Source organism: Carnobacterium sp., assembly GCF_040274425.1.
The window spans coordinates 1-2,580 of record NZ_JBEMBC010000159.1; the positions used below are offsets into that span (position 1 = coordinate 1).

At 34.8% G+C, this 2,580-nt stretch carries 3 protein-coding genes; all 3 read left to right on the forward strand.

Going from position 1 to position 2,580, the window contains the following annotated elements:
• Positions 1 to 384 (forward strand): ATP-binding cassette domain-containing protein (locus tag ABS911_RS14910; RefSeq protein WP_350468205.1); only part of this gene is annotated, 384 nt, incomplete at its 5' end.
• 108 nt (positions 385 to 492) lie between these two features.
• On the forward strand, positions 493 to 1,116 hold the full coding sequence (locus ABS911_RS14915) for an MBL fold metallo-hydrolase (protein WP_350468206.1): 624 nt from the start codon (positions 493 to 495) through the stop codon (positions 1,114 to 1,116).
• A 448-nt stretch (positions 1,117 to 1,564) separates the two neighbouring features.
• Positions 1,565 to 2,419, forward strand: coding sequence for a VOC family protein (locus ABS911_RS14920; protein WP_350468207.1), 855 nt, complete (start codon positions 1,565 to 1,567; stop codon positions 2,417 to 2,419).
• Positions 2,420 to 2,580: the final 161 nt, after the last annotated feature.

Consider the following 2,580-nt stretch of genomic DNA (forward strand, 5'->3'; position numbering starts at 1 on the left):
GATGACTTTGTACGCAAACTGCCACATGGGTACGAAACGATTCTTAATGAAGAAGCGAGCAACATCTCGTCAGGCCAAAGACAGTTGATTACGATCGCACGTGCTTTCTTGGCTGATCCAGAAATATTGATTCTAGATGAAGCTACTTCAAGTGTAGATACGAGAACAGAAGTATTGATTCAAAAAGCGATGAGAAAATTGTTGAAGGGCAGAACCAGTTTCGTAGTTGCTCACCGTCTGTCCACTATTCGTGATGCTGACAATATTATTGTAATGGATCATGGAGATGTTATTGAGACTGGTACACATGACGAATTGATGGCACAAAATGGATTCTATGCTGATTTATATAATAGTCAGTTTGTTCAGCAAGAAGTAAGTTGAGGTTCTTTTTATCTATTAAGAACCGTTGGAATCAACGTACAATACTTTTCTTTTTTAGAGATTCTGCTAAACTGGCACTATACGTTATGAAGAAAAGGAGTTTAAGCAATGACACAGATTAAAAAAATTGTTACTGGAATGATTGGAGAAAATTGTTATGTCATCTATCAAGAAGGAAAAGCGTTGATCGTTGATCCTGGGGATGAATTTGTAAAGATAAAAAATATTTTAGATGAATTAAAAGTAGCACCAGTTGCTATTTTATTGACACATACGCATTATGATCATATCGGTGCGTTGGAAGAAGTCAGAAAAACCTATTCTATTCCCGTTTATGTCAGTGATTTGGAACAGGCATGGCTTGGCAATCCGATATTAAATCTTTCTATTCACTCAGGACATCCAATTACAGCAGAACCTGCTGAAACTGAATTTGAATTGATGAAAATATATGACATCGAAGGGTTTCAATTTAAAGTTGTTCCAACACCAGGACATTCACCAGGTGGTGTCAGTTTTATTTTCGCTGACTTTGTGGTATCTGGTGATGCATTATTCAAAGGGAGTATTGGCAGAACGGATTTGACTGGGAGTGATTCCGAAGCCTTATTAAAAGGTATTAAAGAACAGTTGTTTAGCCTATCAGATGACTTGCGTGTTTACCCAGGCCATGGTGAAGAAACCACCATAGGTTATGAAAAAAGAACGAATCCTTTTTTTAAAGAAGATTAATTTTTTTGGTGGTATGATCAATAGTATGGATGCTTTAAAATAACATTTTATAAATTCATTTTTTTGAAAGCTGAGACAAGTTGGTCTTAGCTTTTTATTTTTGCAAAAAAAAAACCACTTTAGCGGGGAACGCTAAAGTGGAAAGGGTAAGGTTTCTTTTTACTTTGGAGGAGTAAAAAAGAAAATATGAAAAAGTTGGTTTGTTGTTTTGGTATATACATAGTATAGTACGCAATTATGAAAAAAGTGTGACGAAAAAATAGAAATTAAGTGAAAATCTTCTTTTTAACGTATGATTTCCAGACTAAAAATTTATGTAACACATTTCATTAAAAGAAGTTTATGGAAAAGGCTTGTAAATAAAGGATATTCCTAGTATACTTATTAAAAGTAAGTGGTTGGCGAGTAATTAGACGAATCAATAAAAAATGAAAAGAGGAATAATTAAATGATGCTATCTGAGAAAACGATTATTGGAAAAGTGGTTTTAAATGTTGAAAATATGGAGAATATGAAAAATTTCTATACTTCTGTAATTGGTTTAGATATAAAAAATGAAACTGAACACAGCCTTAAACTAGGAGCTTTTGGCAATGAACAAATCTTGTTGGAATTACAACCTGTTGCGCCGGCTGGTGAAAAACCAAATGCAACTGGATTGTACCATCTGGCATTTTTGTTGCCAACTCGTAAAGACTTAGGCGAAATTTTGTACCATATTTTAGTATCTAAATATCCGTTAACCGGAGCAAGCGATCATGGTTATAGTGAAGCTCTTTATTTAGACGATCCAGAAGGTAACGGAATTGAAATTTATGCCGATAAGCCTAAATCCATGTGGGATATCAGAGAAGATGGTCAAATCGCTGGAGTAACTGAGCCGATGGACGCAGAAGGTGTAATAGGAGAAGCAAAACAAGAATTCCAAGGAATGCCTGAAGGAACGTACATGGGACATGTTCATTTATTTGTAGCTGAATTGGAAGAAACTGAAAGATTTTATCAAGATGTTTTAGGGTTTGATTTAAAATTTAAATTTGGACCTCAAGCAAAATTCTTCGCAGCAGGTGAGTATCATCACCAAATCGGAGCCAATGTATGGGCTGGTAAAAATATACCAGCCGCTCAAAAAGGCTTAAGAGGATTAGATTACTTTACTATTGTCGTCACTCCTGATGAATTTATACAAGTAAAAGACAATCTTGATGCAAAAGACTATGCTTACCAAATAGAGGAAGTAAAACAAACACTTTCATTGGAAGATACTAATGGAATAACAATGAAAATAACAACAACTAACTAATAGATAATCAAACCGGCAAACTACTTGCCGGTTTTTTTTGTCTTAATAAAAACGATTAAAAATGGTTGTATGACAAATAGTGTTGGTGCATCAAACTAAAATTTCTTCTGGAATGAACGAGCTTGCTTGTATAGAGCCATGAGACCGCCTGAAGCTTACAA

What these genes read in the sequence shown, in the direction of transcription:
- ABS911_RS14915 (WP_350468206.1), top strand. Translation starts at nt 493, where the DNA reads ATGACACAGATTAAAAAAATTGTTACTGGAATGATTGGAGAAAATTGT.
- ABS911_RS14920 (WP_350468207.1), top strand. Translation starts at nt 1,565, where the DNA reads ATGATGCTATCTGAGAAAACGATTATTGGAAAAGTGGTTTTAAATGTT.